This is a genomic window from Actinoplanes sp. SE50/110, from assembly GCF_900119315.1.
In the GTDB taxonomy this organism is placed as follows: Bacteria; Actinomycetota; Actinomycetes; order Mycobacteriales; family Micromonosporaceae; genus Actinoplanes.
Genome location: NZ_LT827010.1, coordinates 4,700,870 through 4,719,468, shown reverse-complemented (window position 1 = coordinate 4,719,468; position 18,599 = coordinate 4,700,870). Strand labels below are relative to the sequence as shown.

The following is an 18,599-nucleotide window of genomic DNA, read 5'->3' as shown; positions in this document are numbered from 1 at the left end:
TCCGGCGGCGTCCATCGACGACACTTTCCGGGATGGAACCGACGCACAGCGCCCTTATCGTTCCTGTACCCGAAGCCGAGCCGGCGGTGGCCGACCTGAGGGCCCGACTCGACCGGGCCGCGTCCTGGGGAGTGCCCGCACACATCACCGTCCTCTACCCGTTCCTGCCACCGGCCCAGCTGACCCCGCAGGTGCTGGCCGCGATCCGGCTGATCGCCGCCGGCGTGCCGCGCTTCTATCTGACCCTGGACAGGATCGGCTGGTTCGACGACCGGGTGCTGTGGCTGTCACCCAGCCCGGCCGAACCCTTCCGCGAACTGACCAACCGGCTCGCCGTCCGATTCCCCCAGACCCAGCCCTACGAGGGTGAATTCGCCGACGTCATCCCACACCTGACCGTCGGGCACGACACACCGGGCCTGCCCGAAGCAGCCGCCCAGGTGCAGCCGCTACTGCCGATCCGGGCCAGGGTCACCTCGCTACGGCTGATCGCCGGCCGCCGGGAGCCCGGCGACTCCTGGCACACCCTGACCGACTTTCCCCTCGGCTGACCCTCCCCCGACCCGGCTCGCCCACCTGACCTACCTCAGGTGACGGCCCAGTCCGCTGTCCCTCAGGTGACCGCCCACCTGACCGTCCCCGGATGATGACCCACCTGGCGATGCTGGCCCGGGCTAAGCGTCGGCCGGCTCGCTCGCCACGACCTGCTCGACGGCGGCCTTGGACAGGCCCAGATTGCGCAGCGTGCCGTCCTCCTGCTCCTCCTCCAGCAGGGCCAGCAGAACATGGCCGGTGCCGATGTCCTCGTGCGACAGCCGCAACGCCTCCCGGAAGGTCAACTCCAGCGCCTTGCGCGCCCGGGCGTCGTAGGGCACCAGCTCCGGGACCTCACCGGCCGGGGCCGGCAGGACCGCGGTCAGCCGCTGCCGGATCTCGTCGATGCCCAGGCCCTGCGCCATGATCGCGGTCACCGCGGTGCCCTGCGGCTGGTCGAGCAGGCCGAGAGCCAGGTGCGCCGGGCTGATCTCCGGGTTGCCGTGCGCCTTGGCCAGGTTCAACGAGGCGACGATCGCGGCGCGGGCTGCCTCGGAGAACCGGTTGAAGCCCTGCGAGGGGTCCAGCTTCTCCCGGGGGACGAAGCGTTTCTGCGCGGCCTGCTTGGACACCCCCATGCTGCGGCCGATGTCGGTCCAGGACGCGCCGGAGCGCCGGGCCTGGTCGACGAAGTGCCCGATCAGGTGGTCGGCCAGCTCGCCGAGGTGGTCGCCGAGCAGCACGGCATCGGACAGGCGGTCCAGCGGGTCGTCGGGGCGGTTTCGGCTGATGGCGGCGATCAGATCATCGAGGCGTACCGGCGGATCAATCTGCGTCATGCCGTCAACCTTAGGTTGACGAATTGCTGGCGTCAACCTTGAGTTGACGGCGTAGGGTGAGGGTATGGATCTGACCCCGCGGCGATGGCGTCCGGCCGACGCCGACGAGCTCGGCCCGCTGCTCGACGACCTGGACGTCCGCCGAAACCATCGTCGCCTCGACGGGACCGGCTGGGTGACCATGCTCGACCCGGAGGGCAACGAGTTCTGTGTGGAGCGCAGCGCGCCCGAGCGGGCCGGTCAGGAGCCGCTTCGGCTGCGCGGGGCCCCCGCTTCGCGGCCCTCCCGGACAACCGGGGGTTCCGGGACTCCCCGGAGGCGGGCACGCATCCCGCACGACGGCCCGCTCCGCGCGCCCGGCAGCCAGGGGGAATCAGGACTTCGCGGCCTCGCGGCGGCCGCGCTTGCCCAGCGGCACTTCGGACATGTCGACCGTCTGCGAGGTGATCTTCTTGTAGCCGTAACCGTGCTCCTCCAGCCACGCCACCGCCTTCATCTCGGCGTTGATCGCGGCCTGCGGGATCTCCTTCTCCTCGGTGACCTGCTCGGCGAAGCGGAAGGTGAAGAACGGGCGGGCCGCGATGTCGTACGTCAGGTGACCCTGCTCGGTGTACTGCGCGGTCAGCAGGTCGTCACCACCGTTGGCGGTCAGCTCGGTCTTCTGCTTGTCGGTCAGATTGTCGAAGGATCCGCGGACGGTGACACGGATCGTGCGGGTCTGGCTCATCCGGCCAGTATCGGCATGCCGGCCCGTCAGCGACAGCCGATTATCGGCAGCAGGTCGCCGGGGGCGGCCAGGGTGTGGTCGGCGGGGGCTGCCGGGTCGTGCATGTGGCCCCAGGCCGCGGCGGCGCTGCGGCTGCCCGCGGCGGTGGCGGAGCCCAGGTCCAGGGGCGAGTCCCCCACCATGATCAGCCGGTCGGGGGTGACCCCGAGGCGGTCGGCGGCCAGCAGCATGCCGTCCGGGGCCGGTTTCGGGGCCCTGATCTGGTCGCCGCCGATCAGCAGGTCGCAGGTGATGCCGGCGGCGTGCAGCAGCAGCGTGGCGGCGCGGGTGGAGGCGCCGGTGAAGACGACCAGCGGCAGGCCGGCGGCATGCAGAGCGCAGAGGGTGTCGAGGATGCCGGGGTAGACGGGCACGCTGACGTCGTCCAGCTGGCGGAAATAGATCTCCTGTTCAGCCGGGGACAGGGGGCGGCCGACCAGGTGGGTGAGGATGACCTCGTTCGTGCCGCGCCAATAGGAGCCGACCACGTCGGCGGGCGTGACCGGTGGGCCGCCCAGCACGGCCACCGCCTGCACGAAGGCGCGCGGGACGGCCTCGGTGGAGTCGATCAGTGTGCCGTCCATGTCCCACACCGGAATGATCATGCGGGACCTCTCTGGGGTGGGCGGTGTCAAGTGGGGCTTCTCCTGACTGGAGTGGATCATGCAGTGAGGAATTCGTGGGCGCCGCGCAGGCGGGTGTGCAGCAGCTGTTCGGCACGGTCGACAACGAGGCGGACGTCGCCGGGGCGGTGCAGGCCCCGTGCGGTGAGCGTGGTGGCGGGGATCGCGGCCGGATCGAGGCCTTCCCGGCGGGCGACCAGGACGCCCAGGTCGTAACGGGAGATCGGGTCGGCGCCGGCGACGTTCAGGATTCCGGCGTAGTCGCCGGCGGCCAGTTCGAGCAGGGCGTCGGCCAGGTCGTCGACGTGGACGGGGGTGCGGATCTCGTCGGTGAACAGGGCGCCCCGGGCCCGGCCGGCGATCAGGGCGCGGGTGAGGATCTCGTGGGCGCCGTTGCCGTCGCCCAGGATCAGGGAGGTGCGGACGACGGCCGCGGAGGGGGTGATGGCGCGGACGGCGGTCTCGGCGGCGGCCTTCGCGGCGCCGTAGCGGTAGACGGGATCGGGGAGGGCTGACTCGTCGTAGTGGATCTCGCGGCCGGAGAAGACGGCGTCGCTGGAGACGTGTACCAGGCGGATGCCCGCGGCGGCGACGGCCAGGTGGGCGGCGCCGTCGGCGGTGGACGGCCAGTCGTTGCGGTCGCGGCCCGAGGCGGTGTGCACGATCGCGTCGGGGCGCAGGTCGGCGAGGACCCGACGGATGCCGGCCGGGTCGCGGATGTCGAGGTGGACAGACGCGGTCGGGGCCGGTGCGGCCACATAGGTGCCGATCGGCTCCCATCCGGCGGCCGCGGCACGGGCGAAGACCCGGCGGCCCAGGGAGCCACTGCCGCCGGTGATCAACAGTCGTCGTGTCACGCCGGGCAGCTTAACCGGGCTCCGCGATCAGTCCGGAAGCAGCGAGACGGCGCGGGCGCGGGATTCGGGGGTGGCGGGGAGCAGCGGCAGGCGTACGGACGGGGTGGGGATCCGGCCCTGCGCGTGCAGGACGGCTTTGATGACCGAGGGGTTGGGCTCGGCGAACAGGGCCGCGGACAGCGGGGCGAGCAGGTGGCCCAGTTTGCGGGCGGTGTCCAAGTCGCCGGTCTGCCAGGCCGCGGCCAGGGCGGCGAACCGGTCGGTGGCCAGGTGCGCGGACGCGGTGATGCCACCGGCGGCGCCGAGGGCCAGCATCGGGGACAGCAGGGCGTCGTCGCCGGCCAGGATGGCGAAGCCGGGCGGCGGGTCGGCCAGCAACGCGACCGCGTCCGGGTCGAGGCTGCCGGTGGCGTACTTGATCCCGATCACGCGGTCGAGTGAGCCGATCCGTCGCAGGGTGCCGGCGTCCAGCACCTGACCGGTGCGGGCCGGCACGTGATAGATGACCAACGGGACCGGGCTGGTTTCGCTGAGCGCGGTGAAATGGGCCACGACACCGTCCGGGCCGGGGCGCACGAACGGCGGGACGACGCTCAACCCCGCGTCGGCCGGCGCGGACACGGCGCTACCGACCGATGCGGACACAGCGCCGCGGGGCGGTGCGGACACGGGCCCGCCGGCCAGCAGCGGGACGTGGTGGGCGGTGGCGACCCGGGACAGCACGGCGAGCACCGCCTGCTGCTCGCCGGGGGTGAGTGACGACGGCTCCCCGGTGGTGCCGAGCCCCACCAGGCCGGCCGCGCCCGCCTCCAGGACCTCGTGCGCGAGCCGTTCCAGGGCGGGTAACGCCACCGCTCCGGACGCGTCGAAAGGAGTGATCATCGGGACGAGGACACCGGTCAGCTGCATGCAGTCCAGCCTTGCCGCCAACGAGCATCACATCCAGTTCACGTTTGTGGGGCCATCCGTAAGCTCAGCTGATGCTCGACGTACGCAAGCTGCTGCTTTTTTGTGATCTTGAACGTCTGGGAACGATCGCCGCGGTCGCCGCGGCGCGGGCCTATACGCCGTCGGCGGTGTCGCAGCAGCTGGCCGCGCTGGAACGGGAGGCCGGGGTGCCGCTGCTGGAACGCACCGGGCGGCGGGTGACGTTCACCGCGGCCGGGCGGATCCTGGCCCGGCACGCCACCGCCGTCCTGGCGACGCTGGAGGAGGCGGACGCGGCGCTCGCCGCGGTGCGGACCGGGCCGGCCGGGCCGATCCGGATCGGCGCCTTCCCCAGCGCGATGCGGGCGCTGCTGCCGCAGGTGCTGGTCGCGCTGGGCCGCGACCATCCGGCCCTCGAACTGACGGTGACCGAATTGGACCCGGTCGCGGTGCCGGCCGCGCTCCTCGACCGCAGCCTCGACGTCGGGCTGCTCAACGACTACGACATCGCGCCCGCCGGGACCGACCCGGCGCTGGAGTCCGTGCCCCTGCTGCAGGAGACCGTCTACCTGGCCGTACCGGCGCCCGCCGGCGCCGGCACGCTGGCCGCGGCCGCGGATCTGCCGTGGATCCTGGCCACCCCGGGCACCCTGTGTCACGAGGTCACGCTGCTGATCTGCCGGACCGCCGGGTTCCGCCCGCAGGCCCGCCACCATGCCGACGACTTCGCCACGGTCCTCGCCCTGGTCGCCGCCGGGCAGGGGGTGTCGATCGTCCCCGAACTCGCGGTTCCGGCCGCGCCGGCCGGAGTCCGGCTGACCGCCCTGGACACCCGGCGGCGCACCCGGATCGCCTACCGCCGCGGTGCCGCGACCCACCCGGCCGTCGCCGCGGTGATCACCGCCCTGGACACCGCCACCCGCACCGCGCCGACGCTCAGCGGCGCGCCCCGATGAGGAAGCGACGGGAATGGGCGACGAGATCCTCGAACGTACCCATGGGTGAAGATCATGCAGGATGGGTCGCATGACTGTCGCCGATGTCTACCGGGAGTTCGCGGCCACCGAGGCGCGCGGGGTGTCGCCGATCTACGAACGCCTGGCCCGGCAGGTGGCCGCCGACCCGGAGCTGCTCGACCGGCTGGCCATGCTGCCCGCACCGAAGCGTCAGCCGAACCTGCTGTTCGCGGTGGTCCGGCTGCTCGGCGGGCCGGTGGGTGACCCGGCCGGCTTCCACGACTTCGCGCTCGCGCAGTGGGACGCGATCCTGGCTCAGCTGATGGTCCGGGGCACCCAGACCAACGAGATCGGGCGTACCGCCGCGCTTCTTCCGGTTCTTGCGGCGTTGCCGCAACCGCTCGCGTTGATCGATGTCGGTGCGTCCGCGGGCCTGTGTCTGTATCCGGACCGGTATTCCTACCGCTACGGATCGCACGTGGTCGGCGACAGCGGCCCGCTGCTCGACTGCGCGGCCACCGGGTTCACCCCGCCGGACCGGCTGCCGCGGGTGGTGTGGCGCGCCGGCCTCGACCTCAACCCCCTCGACGTGACCGATCCCGACGATGTCGCCTGGCTCGACGCGCTGATCTGGCCGGAGCACACCCACCGGCGCGATCGGCTGCGCCAGGCGGTCGCCATCGCCCGGGCCGACCCGCCACACCTGGTCCGCGGCGATGCGGTGACCGACCTGCCGGCTCTGGCCGCCCAGGCTCCGGCGGGTGCGACGCTGGTCGTCTACCACACCTCGATGCTGTACCAGTTGCCCGACCGGCAGGCGTTCCTCGACGTGGTGCGGGCCCTGCCGGCCCGCTGGGTCGCCGTCGACGGCGACATCGGCGCCGACCTGCCCGAGCCGCCCACCGCCGATCTGTACAACGTGCTCGCCCTCGACGGCGAGCCCCTGGCCTGGGTGCGCGGGCACGGGCAGAGCGTCACCTGGTTCGGCGCACATTCACTCACGTAAACGTTTTAAACACCCCACGCGTCGAGGTTCTTCGATAGGTTGCAGCGGACTGCTTCACCCGATCGGAAGGAGCTCGACGTGCGACGACTGCTCGTGGCCACCCTTGCCACAGCGTTGACGCTGGCCGCAACGGGCGCGGCCGCCCAGGCACACCCCAGGGTCGCCGCGCCCGCACCCGGCGCGCCCGGCATCGGGGACCCGTACTACCCGGACTACGGCAACGGCGGGTACGACGTCTCCCACTACGACATCCGGCTGCGCTACACCCCGGCCACCGACAAGCTGACCGGGACCACCACGATCCTGGCCACCGCCACCCAGGATCTGAGCCGGCTCAACCTCGACTTCGTCCTGGACGTGTCGACCGTCCTGGTCAACAACCGGCCGGCCACCTTCGCCCGCGAGGGCGACCACGAACTGGTCGTCACCCCCGCCCGGACCGTCGCCAAGGGGGGCGCGCTGACCATCGTCGTCACGTACTCCGGCGTGCCGTCCACCAAGGTCGCCGGCGGATTCACCGCGTGGACCCGCACCCCGGACGGCGCCCTGGCCGTCGGCGAACCGGAAATCGCCTGGTGGTGGTACCCGAGCAACGACCACCCGGCGGACAAGGCCACCTTCGACGTGTCGGTCTCGGTGCCCGACGGCGTCGAAGCGATCAGCAACGGCGTCCAGCCGCGCCCGCCGGTCCGGGAAACCCTCGGATACACCCGGTGGAGCTGGCGTTCGCTGAAGCCGCAGGCCACCTATCTGACCTTCCTGACCATCGGCCAGTACGACGTCACCACCGACACCACCGCGGACGGGTCGGTCGTCTACAACGCCTACTCCCAGCTGCTGAGCCCGGACTTCCGGGACGCCGCCCAGGCCAGCGTCGAACGCACCGCGGAGATCACCGACTGGGAGTCGACGGTCTTCGGCCCGTTCCCGTTCGAGGCCCGCGGCGGCATCGTCGTCCCGCCGAACACGATCAATTTCGCGCTGGAGAACCAGACCCGGCCCAACTACTCCGCCGGCTTCTTCCGGCGCGGCTCGAACACCTACGTGATCGCGCACGAGAACGCGCACCAGTGGTTCGGTGACTCCGTCTCGGTGCGGACCTGGCAGAACATCTGGCTCAACGAAGGTTTCGCCAGTTACGCCGAATGGCTCTGGTCGGAGAAGAACAACGAGGGAACCGCCCAGGAGATCTTCGATTACCTGTACGCCACGTCTCCCGACGACGCGCCGGTGTGGACCACCGCGCCGGCCGATCCCGGCACCGCCGAGCTGTTCGGCGACGCCGTCTACGACCGCGGGGCGATGACCCTGCACCAGCTGCGCCTGGCCGTCGGCGACGACGCGTTCTTCCAGATCCTGCGCACCTGGACCGCCACCCACAGGTACGGCAACGGCACGACCCCGGAATTCACCGCCCTGGCCGAGAAGATCTCCGGAAAGGACCTGGACGCACTGTTCCAGGCCTGGCTCTACACCCCGGCCAAGCCGGTGGTGGCCACCGCGGCACGCTCGCTGAGCGCGCCGGTCGCCCCGAAGTCGTGGGCGGCGATCAAGCAGACCCACGCGCTGCTGCACGAGCACTGACCGGTCGGGGGCCGCGGCGCGCGCCGCGGCCCCCGACTACGGGCGGACGGCGGCGAGCTGGGTGGCCTGGGCGACCAGGGCGCCCTTGCTGTCCCAGAGCAGCGCGGTCTCGTCCATCCGGCCGCTGGTGACCTCGGCGGCCCGCATGGTCATGCGCAGCGGGCCGGGGGCGGGCAGCCGCCGCAGGTACGCGGTGAGGCTGACCGTCGGAGCCCAACCCTGGATGCCGAGGGTGAGCGAGATCGGCGGGGACGGATCGAGCGCGACGAGCAGGCTCCACGGGTCCCAGTCGGTGCCGTCGCTCAGCCGCAGCCAGCCGCTGACCTGCCCGGTCGACGACGGCTGGCCCACGGCGAAACCCAGACACGACGGGTCGAGGCGATGATCGACGACGTCGAGCAGGTGCACCGGGAACGCGGCGCCCGGCGGGCGCGACGGCAGCAGGAAACAGTCGTCCTCGGCCGGCAGGTCCGGGACCGGCAGGCCCGACCACCACGGCGCCGCATCGTCGAGCCGGCCCTGGGTGAGCAGCGACTCGGCGCACGGCTCGCCGTCCTGGCTGAGCCGGGCCCGGTACTGCGCCGAGCCGCGGCCGGAGCGCAGCAGCTCGACACCGACCGTCGCGGCGCCGGCCGCGGCGGCCGCAGGAACGCGGTGGTCATCGCCACCGGATGCGGGTGCGCCGCGGTGTCCGCGGCGGCGGCGACCGCGCGGGCGATCACCGCCATCAGGTAGCCGCCGTGGAGTTTGTCGCCGACACCCCACTGCGGATCGAGGTCGGCGTGGTATCCGTCGTCGGCCGGCTGCACGGCGGTGGCCTGCGGGAAGCTCTGCACCCGACCACCCTAGAGGCGTTCGATGATCGTCGCGTTGGCGGTGCCGCCGGCCTCGCACATGGTCTGCAGCCCGTACCGGCCACCGGTGCGCTCCAGCACACCGAGCAGGGTGGTGGCCAGCCGGGCGCCGCTGGCGCCCAGCGGGTGACCGATCGCGAGCGCGCCGCCGTCGACGTTGACCTTGGCCGGGTCGGCGCCGGTCTCGGCGAGCCAGGCCAGCACCACCGAGGAGAACGCCTCGTTGACCTCGAAGGCGTCGATGTCGGCCAGGGTCAGCCCGGCACGCCGCAGCACCGCCGCGGTGGCCGGGATGATGCCGGTCAGCATGTGGATCGGGTCGTCGCCGACGGCCACCGCGGTGTGGATCCGGGCGCGCGGGCGCCAGCCGTGCCGGGCGGCGTACTCACCGGTGGTGATCAGCAGGGCGGCGGCGCCGTCGTTGACCGGGCTGGAGTTGCCGGCGGTCACCTTCCAGTCGATCACCCCGAACCGGCGCTCCCACCGCGGGTCGGCGAACGACGGCGCCAGCGCGCTCATCGCTTCCCGGTTCGCCCCCGGGCGTACCGTCTCGTCGGTGTCCAGGCCGGCCAGCGGGGCGACCTGCGCCGCGAATCGGCCGGCCGACCAGGCGCGCGCCGCGTTGTGGTGGCTGAGCAGGGCGAACTCGTCGAGCTGGGCGCGCGACAGGCCCCATTTGCGGGCGATCAGCTCGGCCGCGACGCCCTGCGGGATCAGGCCGCCGTCGTAGCGTTCGGTGATCAGCGGCCCGCCGACGTCGTGGCCCAGGGTCTGGCTGCCGATCGGCACCCGCGACATCGATTCCGATCCGGACGCGATGACCAGGTCGTACGCTCCGGAGATCACGCCCTGGGCGGCGAAGCTGAGCGCCTGCTGGCTGCTGCCGCACTGCCGGTCGACGGTCACGCCGGGCACCGATTCGGGGAGTCCGGCGGCCAGCGCGGCGAGCCGGGTGGTGTTCCCGGACTGCTCCCCCACCTGGCCGACGGCGCCGCCGATCACGTCGTCGATCGTGGCCGGATCGAGGTCGGGGACGCGGGCGATCAGCGCGCGCAGCACGTGGGCGTGCAGCGAGACGGGGTGGATCCCGGCGTACGCACCGGTGGGCTTGCCTTTGCCGAGCGGGGTGCGCACCGCGTCGACGATGACGGCGTCTCGCATGGGGGTTTCTCCTGACCACAAGTTTCGGACCGATCGGTCCCAGCGTAGCGGAGAGTTGGACCGAGCGGTCCGTTACCATTGTCACCGTGCCCCGCCCCGCCACCCCCGGCTCCCGCGACGCGATCCTGCACGCCGCCAGCCGGCTGTTCTACTCGCACGGCGTCCGCGCGGTCGGCATGGCCCAGGTGATCGACGCCGCCGGCTGCGGCAAGAACCTGCTGTACCGGCACTTCCCCAGCAAGACCGACCTCGCCGCGGCCTACCTGAAGCTGGTCCGCGCCGACCGTGACCGGTCCGCCGACATCGCCCTGAACGGCGCCGCCGACCCGGGCAGCCGACTGGTCGCGCTGGTCGGCGAGGTCGCCGCCCTGGTCCGCGGCCCGCACTACCGCGGCTGCGCGTTTCGCAACTACCTCACCGAGTTCCCCGGCGACGACGACGAACCGGCCCGGATCGCCCGCGCCTACCTGCGTGACACCCGTGCCCGCATCGACGACCTGGTCGCCGCCCGGGGCCTGGCACCGGTCACCGCCGACCGGATCTGGCTGATCGTCGGCGGCCTGTACGCCGGCCCCGCCGACCAGGCCGAGGTCGCCGTCGACTGGGTCCGCGAACTCGTCGCCCAGGTCGGATATCCGACCGGCAGCACTGGTTCGCCCCGCCACGGGATAAATAACGGCTGATGTCTCGGTCGTGGGGTTCCTCGCCCGGCCCGACTCTGGGACGCTGCACATAGTTCCCCGTCGTTGTGGACTGCTGGGAGGTCGTCGCCCGTGGAGGTTGCCGCCTGGTTGTGGACGGTCACCCTGGTCGGACTCGGCGCCCTCGTGCTCGCCGACCTCGCCCTGGTCAGCCGCCGCCCGCACGAGCCGAGCCTGCGCGAATGCGCCCTGTGGGTCACCGGTTACGTCACCGCCGCACTGCTGTTCGCCGGTTTCCTGTGGCTGCGCTTCGACGGCGCCGCCGCCGGGCAGTACCTGGCCGGCTGGCTCACCGAGTACAGCCTGTCGGTCGACAACCTGTTCGTCTTCGTCATCATCATGTCGCGGTTCCGGATCGAACGACGCCACCAGCAGAAGGTCCTGCTGATCGGGATCATCCTGTCGCTGCTGCTCCGCGGCGTCTTCATCGCCCTCGGCGCCGCCGCGATCAGCCGCTTCACCGGGGTGTTCTACATTTTCGGCGGCTTCCTGATCTACACCGCGGTCCGGCTGTTCGGCTACGACACCGACGAGCCGGAATACGCCGAGAACATCGTCATCCGCTGGGCCCGCCACGTCCTGCCGATGACCGGCAGCTACGACAACGCCCGCCTGACCACCCGCGATGCCCGCGGCCGCCGCCGCCTCACCCCGCTGATCGTCGTGTTCATCGCGATCGGCACCACCGACGTGATCTTCGCTCTGGACTCGCTGCCGGCCATCTTCGGCCTCACCGACCAGCCCTACCTGATCTTCACCGCGACCGTTTTCGCCATGATGGGCCTGCGTCAGCTCTACTTCCTGCTCGGCGGCCTCCTGGACCGCCTGGCCTACCTGTCCATCGGCCTCAGCGTCGTCCTCGGATTCATCGGCGTCAAACTCGTGCTGCAGGCCCTGGCCGACAACAATCTGCCCTTCGTCAACGGCGGCGACCCGGTCGACTGGGCCCCGCACATCAGCATCGGCGTCTCCCTGTCGGTCATCGCCGGCACTTTGTCGATCACCGCCCTGGCCTCGATCCTCAAAGCCCGCCTCGACGCGTCGAAGATCAGCTCACGACGATGACGCATTCCCACGGCGACGGATTCGCGGGGCGACGGTCCGGACGGCGATGTGGACGGGCGGACAAATAAAGATCAGTTTCTTCATGTCCCATGCTGCGGCCGATATCTGATCGCCGCTCCCGCGGAGGCCGGGCAGGGCGATTTTGGCCGCTGGCGCGTCCAGGACAAATCGCCCTGCCCTTCATTGCCCGTGGCCGGTCACCGAAAAGACCGCCCGTGGCCGCCGGCCGAGCCACGGCTTTCCCGCACCATCGACACCGACCGTGTGCGTCCGCCACGCGAAGGGCGCTCGCCATCACTCCCGGAAAAAGTGCTCGCCGCGCCACCGGCGACCAACCGGACGTGGCTGATATAAAACCACCGGCTCACCCTTTTACCGATCGGACATCTTCACCATCTCTCGTGGGCGCGACGATTCAGCGAAACTCGCCGCACCTCCCCCGGTACTGCGACCTGAGCCTGATCCCGATAAGTCAGAAGTATCGCCGGGCGCCCGCATTCCCTGCCGACAAGTGGCATGTTCCTGTTGTGCCCGGATCGCGCGGCCCGGCCGAACTACGGAGGAGATTCCCATGAATATTCGTAAGCCGTTCCTCGGCGCCGCACTGACCACCGCAGTCCTGGCCGGGACGCTTGGCGTGAGCCGGGCCGCACAGGCCCGGGCCGCCGACTGGAGCACCGTGGCCGCACCGTATTTCGCCCTGGTCTTCGACGAGTATGGTGGCCCCACCACCATCGGGCACACCCAGAACGAGTACGTCTACGCGGTCTGCCAGCAGGACGGCATCTGGGGCTGGCAAACCAACGCCTACGTGCCGTCGCTGTCCGCATACGGCTGGATCCGCAACGGCGACCTCTTCGGCTATACCAATCCGGCTGAGGGTCTCAGCGTGTGCTGACGGATGAGCATGCCGACCATCGCCGGCGCACCATCCCCGCGCTCCCGGTGGATCCGGGTCGGCGCTAGGCTCGTCCGTAGCGTCGCGTGTCGGTGGCAGACCGTGTCAGGCATGGAGGCGCCGGACGGAAGGGGAGATCACCATGATGATCGTTGTCCCTTCGCCCCGCCCCTGTGGGTGAGGGCGAGAAGACCAGGGTGATCGCCTGGAATCGCGAGCTGCGCAGCGTCCACGGCAGATTGCGCGAGGCGCTGGCAGTGACCCGGCACGCGTTGGCCGCGGGCGAAGCGGTCGAGCCGGCCACCAGAGATCTGCTGCTGTTCTGTCACGGGTTCTGCACGGCGCTGGCCGCCCACCACGAGGGCGAGGATCATCACCTGTTCCCCGCGATCGTCGAGCAGCATCCCCACCTGCGGGAAACGCTGCGTCGCCTGCAGCAGGACCACTCGATGATCGCTCACCTGGTGGGTGGGCTGCAGTCCGCCGTCGCCCGGGCTGCGCCACCCGCAGAGCTGCACCGTCACCTGGACGGTGTGGCGGCGATCATGGAATCGCACTTCAGGTACGAGGAGCGCCAGCTGCTGAGCATCCTGGAGGGCCTGGCTCTCGACGTGGAACCGCACTCAGCGCTGGGGCCCCTGTAACCCCACGGCTATGCGCCCGCGGTGGATGCGCTACCAGGTGAGCTCCGGGCCGTCCAGCGAGAAGTAGCGGGGCGAGGTCTGATCGTGCCGGTCCAGCAGTGCCGCGAGGCGTTCCGCGGCGTCGACCGGATCGGTGGCGGCGTCCCGGCCACCCATCGCCGTGGTCAGCGCGCCCGGATGGACCGCCCAGCAGCGGATCCGCCCGGCGAATTCCTGGGCGAGGGCGACCGTCAGCATGTTCTGGGCCGCCTTCGAGATCCGGTAGGCGTAGCTGGTCCGGTGCGCGGCGAACACCCCGGCCGCCTGCGCGGTCAGCGAACCCAACCGCGACGACACGTTGACGATCAGCGGATCACGGGCCTGCAGCAGCCGCGGCGCCAGCGCCTGAGCCAGACGCAGCGGACCGGCCACGTTCACGTCGACCGCGGCCAGAATCGTCGCCGGGTCGGTCTCCGCGAGCGGCCGGCCCGGCGCACCGATCCCCGCGTTGTTGACCAGCACGTCGACGGCCCGCTCCCCGACCGCGGCGAGTAGCTCCTCCCCGACCGGGTCCCGCACGTCGTGCCGCACGACCCGCACCCGGCCACGGCCCGCAGCCGCACCGGCATCCCGGACGCAGGCCACCACATCCCAGCCGCCGGCGGCGAGCCGCTCGGACAGGGCCGCGCCGAAACCGCGGGCCGCCCCGGTCACCACCGCCAGGCGGTTCACCGGCTCACCGCGCACTGCCGGAAGCGACGGTGCGGAACAGCCGGTCGCACCACCGAGCCAGCCACGGCCGTTGAGGAGCATCGGAACGAGAACTGGCGCTAAGGGTGATCTTGATCCGGGCGGACACGATTGGGGTACGTCGGTCGTCGTGATCGGCTGACCGTTAGCCCGGCTTCGATCATGTTCGATCTCTTCTAGCGTTTTGGGCTGTGCCGGTTGAGTTCCTCACTGATGAGCAGGCCTCCGCCTATGGCCGGTTTCCGGCCAGGCTGACGCCGACGGAGCTGGAGGGCCTGTTCTTCCTGGACGACTTCGACCGGGACCTGGTGGCCCGGCGCCGCGGTGACGAGAACCGGATCGGGTTCGGGTTGCAGGTGGCGACCGTGCGGGCGCTGGGCTTGTTTTTGGCCGATCCCCTCGAAGTGCCGACCGAGGCGGTCGACTACGTCGCGCGCCAGGTCGGCGTGGCGGATCCGTCCAGGGTCAAGGGGTACCTGCGGCGGGAGAAGACGCGTTTCGAGCATCAGTGGGAGATCGCCCGGGAGTACGGGTACACCGACTTCGCCGCGGCGGAGCCGGAGCTGATTCGCTGGGTCGATGACCAGGCGTGGACGAGTGGGGACGGGCCGAAGGCGCTGTTCGACGTGGCGGTGGGCTGGCTGCGCGAGCGCAAGGTGCTACTGCCGGCGGTGAGCACGCTGGCCCGGCTGGTGGCGCAGGTTCGTGGGAAGGCCACTGATCGGCTGCACGAGCGGCTGTCGGGGCTGGTGTCGGCGGAGCAGGCGCGGCTGCTGGAGGGTCTGCTCGACGTTCCGGAGGGTTCTCGGTTCTCGCAGCTGGAGCGGTTACGGACGCCGGTGACGAGGACGTCGGGTATCGGCATGGTGCGGGCGTTGCAGCGGGCCGGTGAGGTCGCCGGGCTCGGCTTGGGTGGGCTGGATGTCGCGATGGTGCCGTGGCGGCGGGTGTGGGAGCTGGCCCGCTACGGGTTGGAGGCGAAGGCGCCGACGCTGCGCCGGCACCCGTACCCGCGCAAGCTGGCCACCTTGCTGGCGACGGTGCGGGCGTTGGAGGCGCGCTCGGTCGATGACGCGTTGGAGTTGTTCGACGTGCTGATGACCACGGAGTTGATGAGCCGGGCCGAGCGGCAGTCGAAAAAGGAGAAGCTGCGCCGCTATCCGAAGGTGTCGCGGCATGCCGGGAAGCTCGCGGCCGCGGTGGCGGTGCTGCTGGAGGCGGCCGAGTGGGGTGAGCAGGTGCGCCTGCAGCAGGTGTGGGACGCGATCGAGAGCAAGGTGTCGCGCGCTGAGCTGCGGGCGGCGGTCGCCGGGATCGCTGAGGTGTTGCCGCCGGCGGACGCGGATCCGGATGGGGAGTGGCGGGCGCATTTGCTGGAGCGGATGGCCACCATCCGCGGGTTCGTGCCCATGTTGTGTCAGGTCATCGAGTTCGGCGCCACCGCGGACGCCGCGCCGGTGCTGTACGCGGTCAACGGCCTGCCGGAGCTGCTGGATGCACGGCAGGGCCGCAAGGTCGCCGCCGGGTTCCTCGACGCCCGCCGGATCCAGGTGGACGTCGTGCCGTCCGGCTGGTGGCAGCGCCTGGTGTTCCCGAAGGACCGGCCGCCGGGCACGGTGGACAAGGCCGCGTACGTGTTCTGCGTGCTCGAGCAGTTCCATCAGCGGCTCAAGCGCCGTGACATCTTCGCCGCGGTCTCCGAACGCTGGGGTGACCCGCGGGCCCGGCTACTCGACGGCGACGCCTGGCAGCAGGCCAAGGCGCCCGCGTTGAACGCGCTGCAACTGCCCGAGGAACCCCACGACCTGCTGCAGGCTCACGCGGTGACGCTGGACGAGGCGTGGCGGACGGTCGCGGCCGGGCTGTCCGCGGACACCGCGGCCCGGCTCGACGACGAGGGCCGGCTGCACGCGCAGAAGGTCACCGCGATCCCGGACCCGGCGAGCCTGGTCGACCTGCGCCATCGGGTGCAGGCGATGCTGCCGCGCATCGACCTGGGCGAGCTGATCTTGGAGGTGATGGCCTGGTACCCGGGCTTCGCGGCCGCGTTCACCGCGCTGTCCGGGTCGGCCACCCGCCTGGACGACCTGCACGTGACGATCGCCGCGACCTTGACGGCGCACGCGCTCAACGTCGGGTTCGCCCGGTCATCTCCGACGGCATCCCGGCGCTGACCAGGGGCCGGATCAGCCACGTCGACGCGACCTACCTGCGGCCGGAGACCTACGCCGCCGCGAACGGCGTGTTGATCGACGCCCAGGACGGCATCGGCATGGCCCGGGCGTGGGGCGGCGGCTTGGTCGCCGCAGCTGACGGGATGCGGTTCGTGGTTCCGGTGCGCAGCGTGCACGCCCGGCCGAACCCGAAATACTTCGGTCAGCGGCGCGGCGCGACCTGGCTCAACATGGTCAACGACCAGGCCGTCGGCACCGCCGGCCGGGTGTTGTCCGGTACGCCGCGCGACTCGATGCACCTGATCGACCTGCTGTACCGGCGCGACGGCGGCCGCCGCCCCGAGGTCATCATCACCGACACCGGCTCGTACTCCGACGTCGTCTTCGGCCTGCTGCAGCTACTCGGCTTCGACTACCGGCCGCAGCTGGCCGACCTGCCCGACGCCAAGCTGTGGCGCATCGACCGCAGCGCCGACTACGGCCCCTTGGACGCGACCGCCCGCGGGATCATCGACCTGGACCGGATCCGCCGGCACTGGCCCGACATGCTGCGCATCGCCGGATCCATTCACACCTGGCAGGTGTCGGCCTACGACGTGCTGCGGGTGCTGTCGGCCGGCGGGAACCTGACCCAGCTCGGCGAGGCCCTGGCGGCCTATGGGCGGATTTTTAAGACCCTGCACGTGCTGACCTTCGTCGACGACGAACCGTACCGGCGCCAGATCAAGGGCATGCGCAACCTCAACGAGGGACGCCATGACCTGGCCCGGCACGTCTTCCACGGCCGCCGCGGGGAACTGCACCGTGCCTACCACGACGGCATGGAGGACCAGCTCGGCGCGCTCGGCCTGGTCCTTAACTGCATCACGCTGTGGAACACCCTCTACCTGGACCTCGCCCTGGCCGGGCTGCGTGCGCAGGGCTATCCGGTCCTGGACGCCGACGTCGGCCGGCTCTCGCCGTTCGTGCGCCACCACATCCGCGTCCACGGCCACTACACCTTCACCCTGCCCGACTTGGGTGGGCGCACCTACCGCAGGCTGCGCGACCCGGACGCCGGCGACGACGAGTAGATCGGAGAGGAGCTCAGCAGGGCTAGTGCCCTGTTGACCGGCTTGGCTGGCACAACGGTGGTGGCGACGCTGGCGGTGATGCGGTCGCGGCGGTCGTGGGAGATGTCGGTGTGGTGCTGGCCGCCGGGGTGGCTGTCGGGGTCGACGTGGACGGTGACGCCGGTCAGCCGGGGCACGCCGTGGGTGAGTTGGTGTTCGGCGTCGGCGGCGATTTCGTGTGCGGCGAGCAGGGTGAGGTTGGCGTCGACGACGACGGCGGCTTCGGCGTGCATGCGGTGCCCGATCCAGCGCAGCCGCAGACCGGAGACGTCGTGAACGCCGGGGATGGCGCGCAAGGTCCGCTCGGCCTGGTCGACCAGTTCAGGGTCGACGCGGTCCATGAGCCGGTGGTAGACCTCGCGGGCGGCGTCTTTGAGGACGAAGGCGATCGCGATGGTGATGGCCAGGCCCACGGCCGGGTCGGCCCAGCTCCAGCCCGCCCAGGTGCCGAGCGCGGCGAGGACGACCGCGAGGGAGGTGAAGCCGTCGGTGCGCGCGTGCAGGCCGTCGGCGACCAGGGCGGCGGAGCCGATCCGGCGGCCGACGGTGATGCGGTAGCGGGCGACGATCTCGTTACCGGCAAAGCCAATCACGGCAGCGGCGAGAACCCAGGGCAGGTGCGTCATGGGTTGCGGGTGCAGCAGCCGGTCAACGGCGAGCCAGGCGGCGGTGATCGACGAGGCGGCGATGACCAGCACGATGACGATGCCGGCGAGGTCTTCGGCGCGGCCGAAGCCGTAGGTGTAGGCGCGGGTGGCGGCCCGGCGTCCGAGCATGAAGGCGATGCCCAGCGGGACGGCGGTGAGTGCGTCGGCGACGTTGTGCAGGGTGTCACCGAGCAGGGCGACCGATCCGGAGAACACCACGATCAGCGCCTGCATGATCGCGGTCGCGCCGAGCACGGCGAGCGAGATCCACAGGGCGCGCATGCCGTCGCGGGAGGCTTCCATGGCCGAGTCGACCTTGTCGGCGCTGTCGTGCGAGTGCGGTGTGATCATGTGCTGGAGGCGATGCCAGAGTCCCTGGCCGTGCTCGTGGCCTCCGTGATCGTGATCATGTCCGTGGCTTTCACCGTGCGGGTGCTCATGGCCATGGTCGTGGCCGTGGCCGTGGTGCTCGGGTGCGACGCCGTGCGGTTCGTGGCGGTGCGCCGGCTCAGCCATCGCAAT

Annotated in this window: 20 protein-coding genes and 1 pseudogene; 11 read left to right on the top strand and 10 right to left on the bottom strand. The window is 71.2% G+C overall.

What is annotated here, in order from left to right; all coding sequences use genetic code 11:
• Positions 1 to 32: 32 nt before the first annotated feature.
• Positions 33 to 551, top strand: coding sequence for a 2'-5' RNA ligase family protein (locus ACSP50_RS20915; protein ID WP_014691258.1), 519 nt, complete (start codon positions 33 to 35; stop codon positions 549 to 551).
• A gap of 123 nt (positions 552 to 674) precedes the next feature.
• On the opposite strand, the gene ACSP50_RS20910 is transcribed toward ACSP50_RS20915, so the two are convergent.
• Entirely contained in the window at positions 675 to 1,373 is a 699-nt protein-coding gene (locus tag ACSP50_RS20910; RefSeq protein WP_014691257.1) for a Clp protease N-terminal domain-containing protein, read from the bottom strand.
• A 145-nt stretch (positions 1,374 to 1,518) separates the two neighbouring features.
• Here ACSP50_RS20910 and ACSP50_RS44085 point away from each other — a divergent pair.
• Positions 1,519 to 1,608, top strand: a pseudogene (locus tag ACSP50_RS44085) (VOC family protein); the annotation flags it as partial.
• A 138-nt stretch (positions 1,609 to 1,746) separates the two neighbouring features.
• Here the strand turns inward: ACSP50_RS44085 and ACSP50_RS20900 are convergent.
• Genes ACSP50_RS20900 through ACSP50_RS20885 form a run of 4 tightly spaced genes read right to left on the bottom strand, consistent with a single transcriptional unit; the run spans position 1,747 to position 4,528 of the window.
• Complete coding sequence (locus ACSP50_RS20900; RefSeq protein ID WP_014691256.1) at positions 1,747 to 2,100, bottom strand: DUF6204 family protein; 354 nt, start codon at positions 2,098 to 2,100, stop codon at positions 1,747 to 1,749.
• Between the two features lie 26 nt (positions 2,101 to 2,126).
• Positions 2,127 to 2,744, bottom strand: coding sequence for an HAD family hydrolase (locus ACSP50_RS20895; protein ID WP_014691255.1), 618 nt, complete (start codon positions 2,742 to 2,744; stop codon positions 2,127 to 2,129).
• A 56-nt stretch (positions 2,745 to 2,800) separates the two neighbouring features.
• Positions 2,801 to 3,619 carry a sugar nucleotide-binding protein gene (locus tag ACSP50_RS20890; protein WP_014691254.1) on the bottom strand — a complete coding sequence of 273 codons (819 nt, stop codon included), beginning with the start codon at positions 3,617 to 3,619 and terminating at the stop codon, positions 2,801 to 2,803.
• Positions 3,620 to 3,646: 27 nt separating this feature from the next.
• On the bottom strand, positions 3,647 to 4,528 hold the full coding sequence (locus ACSP50_RS20885; RefSeq protein WP_014691253.1) for a dihydrodipicolinate synthase family protein: 882 nt from the start codon (positions 4,526 to 4,528) through the stop codon (positions 3,647 to 3,649).
• 71 nt (positions 4,529 to 4,599) lie between these two features.
• Here ACSP50_RS20885 and ACSP50_RS20880 point away from each other — a divergent pair, with 71 nt between their 5' ends.
• The 3 genes from ACSP50_RS20880 (at position 4,600) to ACSP50_RS20870 (ending at position 8,092) form a co-directional block, all read left to right on the top strand.
• Positions 4,600 to 5,502, top strand: coding sequence for a LysR substrate-binding domain-containing protein (locus tag ACSP50_RS20880; protein ID WP_014691252.1), 903 nt, complete (start codon positions 4,600 to 4,602; stop codon positions 5,500 to 5,502).
• Positions 5,503 to 5,572: 70 nt separating this feature from the next.
• A complete protein-coding gene (locus ACSP50_RS20875; RefSeq protein WP_014691251.1) occupies positions 5,573 to 6,508 on the top strand; it encodes a DUF2332 domain-containing protein in 936 nt (311 codons plus the stop codon).
• Positions 6,509 to 6,586: 78 nt separating this feature from the next.
• Complete coding sequence (locus tag ACSP50_RS20870; protein WP_014691250.1) at positions 6,587 to 8,092, top strand: M1 family metallopeptidase; 1,506 nt, start codon at positions 6,587 to 6,589, stop codon at positions 8,090 to 8,092.
• Positions 8,093 to 8,128: 36 nt separating this feature from the next.
• Here ACSP50_RS20870 and ACSP50_RS45115 read toward each other — a convergent pair whose 3' ends face one another.
• From ACSP50_RS45115 to ACSP50_RS20860, 3 genes are all read right to left on the bottom strand, one after another.
• Entirely contained in the window at positions 8,129 to 8,500 is a 372-nt protein-coding gene (locus ACSP50_RS45115; RefSeq protein WP_014691249.1) for a thioesterase family protein, read from the bottom strand.
• On the bottom strand, positions 8,395 to 8,820 hold the full coding sequence (locus ACSP50_RS45110) for a hypothetical protein (RefSeq protein WP_369793960.1): 426 nt from the start codon (positions 8,818 to 8,820) through the stop codon (positions 8,395 to 8,397). Before ACSP50_RS45110 ends, ACSP50_RS45115 begins: the two co-directional genes overlap by 106 nt.
• A gap of 117 nt (positions 8,821 to 8,937) precedes the next feature.
• Entirely contained in the window at positions 8,938 to 10,107 is a 1,170-nt protein-coding gene (locus tag ACSP50_RS20860) for an acetyl-CoA C-acyltransferase (protein ID WP_014691248.1), read from the bottom strand.
• Positions 10,108 to 10,193: 86 nt separating this feature from the next.
• Here ACSP50_RS20860 and ACSP50_RS20855 point away from each other — a divergent pair, with 86 nt between their 5' ends.
• The 4 genes from ACSP50_RS20855 to ACSP50_RS20840 all read left to right on the top strand — a co-directional run bounded on the left by ACSP50_RS20855 (position 10,194) and on the right by ACSP50_RS20840 (position 13,415).
• Complete coding sequence (locus ACSP50_RS20855; RefSeq protein ID WP_014691247.1) at positions 10,194 to 10,790, top strand: TetR/AcrR family transcriptional regulator; 597 nt, start codon at positions 10,194 to 10,196, stop codon at positions 10,788 to 10,790.
• 90 nt (positions 10,791 to 10,880) lie between these two features.
• On the top strand, positions 10,881 to 11,873 hold the full coding sequence (locus ACSP50_RS20850; RefSeq protein WP_014691246.1) for a TerC/Alx family metal homeostasis membrane protein: 993 nt from the start codon (positions 10,881 to 10,883) through the stop codon (positions 11,871 to 11,873).
• A gap of 571 nt (positions 11,874 to 12,444) precedes the next feature.
• On the top strand, positions 12,445 to 12,771 hold the full coding sequence (locus ACSP50_RS20845; protein WP_014691245.1) for a hypothetical protein: 327 nt from the start codon (positions 12,445 to 12,447) through the stop codon (positions 12,769 to 12,771).
• 197 nt (positions 12,772 to 12,968) lie between these two features.
• Entirely contained in the window at positions 12,969 to 13,415 is a 447-nt protein-coding gene (locus tag ACSP50_RS20840) for a hemerythrin domain-containing protein (RefSeq protein WP_231956672.1), read from the top strand.
• 30 nt (positions 13,416 to 13,445) lie between these two features.
• Here ACSP50_RS20840 and ACSP50_RS20835 read toward each other — a convergent pair whose 3' ends face one another.
• On the bottom strand, positions 13,446 to 14,126 hold the full coding sequence (locus ACSP50_RS20835) for an SDR family NAD(P)-dependent oxidoreductase (RefSeq protein WP_043514953.1): 681 nt from the start codon (positions 14,124 to 14,126) through the stop codon (positions 13,446 to 13,448).
• Positions 14,127 to 14,335: 209 nt separating this feature from the next.
• Between ACSP50_RS20835 and ACSP50_RS43450 the strand changes: the two genes are divergently transcribed.
• Both ACSP50_RS43450 and ACSP50_RS43445 read left to right on the top strand, forming a co-directional pair.
• A complete protein-coding gene (locus tag ACSP50_RS43450) occupies positions 14,336 to 16,318 on the top strand; it encodes a DUF4158 domain-containing protein (RefSeq protein ID WP_197688071.1) in 1,983 nt (660 codons plus the stop codon).
• Positions 16,294 to 17,391: a transposase gene (locus ACSP50_RS43445; protein ID WP_231957044.1), complete on the top strand. Its 1,098-nt coding sequence runs from the start codon at positions 16,294 to 16,296 to the stop codon at positions 17,389 to 17,391. Before ACSP50_RS43450 ends, ACSP50_RS43445 begins: the two co-directional genes overlap by 25 nt.
• Here the strand turns inward: ACSP50_RS43445 and ACSP50_RS20825 are convergent.
• Positions 17,349 to 18,593 carry a cation diffusion facilitator family transporter gene (locus ACSP50_RS20825; RefSeq protein WP_014691242.1) on the bottom strand — a complete coding sequence of 415 codons (1,245 nt, stop codon included), beginning with the start codon at positions 18,591 to 18,593 and terminating at the stop codon, positions 17,349 to 17,351. The two genes, ACSP50_RS43445 and ACSP50_RS20825, sit on opposite strands and share 43 nt — an antisense overlap.
• Between the last annotated feature and the right edge of the window lie 6 nt (positions 18,594 to 18,599).